The organism is Priestia sp. P5_B4 (assembly GCF_056400385.1).
The window spans coordinates 1-1,735 of record NZ_JBFULJ010000815.1 but is presented as its reverse complement, the minus strand read 5'-3'; the positions used below and the strand labels follow the sequence as shown (position 1 = coordinate 1,735).

The window sequence follows — 1,735 nt, the reverse complement described above, 5'->3', positions numbered from 1 at the left end:
GCTCGTACCATGGGATAAGACCGTATAGCCTGTTGCAACTACTGCTCCATATACGAGTGCATCTGGTTTATAAAAAGATGATTTTCGAATACCTGCCAGTAGAAGTAATCCTCCAGAAAACAATGTACGTAGCCAATCATTTCGTGTGGCAGGATCCATTTGAATCATAATATCATCTAATGGATCTAAACGCGTTTGCTGAAAAAAGATAGATACATAACGAAAAATGGTATTGCGAGAAAGTTGTGAAACATCATAGTAAATAAGCATAGTTTGAATGGTGGGTTCTATTCTCACACTCGTTATACCTTTTAAAGCAGAAAACATATGCTCTATTTCCACATGATTTTTCTTATCTCTCAATGCTGGGATATGAAATCGAATACGACCTGGTATATCATGCAGAACGTAGAATTTGGGATTCATTAGTTTCCCTCCCTAACCATAAAATTCTTGCACTATTTATTACTACACCAATAGTAGCTGCATTATGAATAGCTGCTCCCACAATTGGAGAGAAGATACCTAAAGCACCGAATAAAATTGCAATACCATTAATAGTAAACGTGGCAATAAAGTTTTGTTTAATAATGTTCATGGTCTTTTTAGATAGTCCAACTAACTCAGAAAGCATTTCTGGGTTATCAGACGTAATAATAACGTCACTGGCTTCTGAAGCAATGTCTGTTCGTTTAGCACCCATCGTTACACCTACATGAGCATGAGCTAAAGCTGGTGCATCGTTAATGCCGTCACCTACCATCATGACAGCTCCTGTGCTCCCATACTTCTTCACATAAAAGGCTTTATCATCTGGCAAAGCCTCTGCATGATACCAGTTCAGTTTTAAGCGACGCGCCATCTCTCTTGCAACCGTTCTCTTGTCTCCAGTAAGCATAATGATGTCGTTGATACCTTGATGTCGAAGATTATTCACTGCGCGGTGCATACCAGAACGTATTTTGTCAAAAATGCTAACTACTCCTACAAGTGTTTGATCATAAGCTACATAAATCACATTTTCGTCGTTTTGCATGTGTTGAAGTAAGTTGGTTGTTTTGACTTTTAATTCATTCATAAAGCGTAAACTTCCAACAACAACTCTTTTACCATTTAGCCAAGTGGAAATTCCTTTTCCTACCGTTGTTTCTACTTGAGCATTATTGTCTCTAATAGGAATTAAAATCTTCCATTCTTTCGCTTGCTTCATAATTGCATCAGCAATAGGATGGGTAGAATTTTTCTCAGCTGCTGCAGCTAAACGAATGACATCTTCTTGATTAAAGCCTTCAGCAGCAATTACTTGCTGAACCACAGGCATTCCTTCTGTAATAGTTCCGGTCTTATCAAGAATAACTGTATTTAGTTTAGACATCTTTTCAATATGATCACTGCCTTTAACAATAGCCCCTTCTTTTGCAGCACGTCCAATGGATGCGTATAAAGCTGTGGCCGTTGATAATTTAATTCCGCAAATAAAATCAATAACTAACATACTCATCGCTCTGTTAAGGTTTCGAGTGAAGAAAAATGTAAGCAGTGCCAAACCAAAAGAAACAGGAACCATTTTTTCAGCTACTGTATCGGCTATATTTTGAATAGGAGCGCGTTTATCTTGTGCTTCCTCCAACAGTTTCACAATTTTAGAGAGGGATGTATCTTTTCCTACTTTTTCAACTGTTACAGTAACATGTCCACTCTGCAAAACACTTCCAGCGTACACATTATCTCCACC

2 protein-coding genes are annotated in these 1,735 nt (G+C 38.0%); both read right to left on the bottom strand.

Going from position 1 to position 1,735, the window contains the following annotated elements; all coding sequences use genetic code 11:
- On the bottom strand, positions 1-426 hold a 426-nt coding region (locus AC1DRF_RS26270; protein ID WP_081335695.1), incomplete at its 3' end, for an HMA2 domain-containing protein.
- A partial coding sequence (locus tag AC1DRF_RS26265) for a heavy metal translocating P-type ATPase (protein WP_477742111.1) occupies positions 398-1,735 on the bottom strand: 1,338 nt, incomplete at its 5' end. The genes AC1DRF_RS26265 and AC1DRF_RS26270, both read right to left, overlap by 29 nt.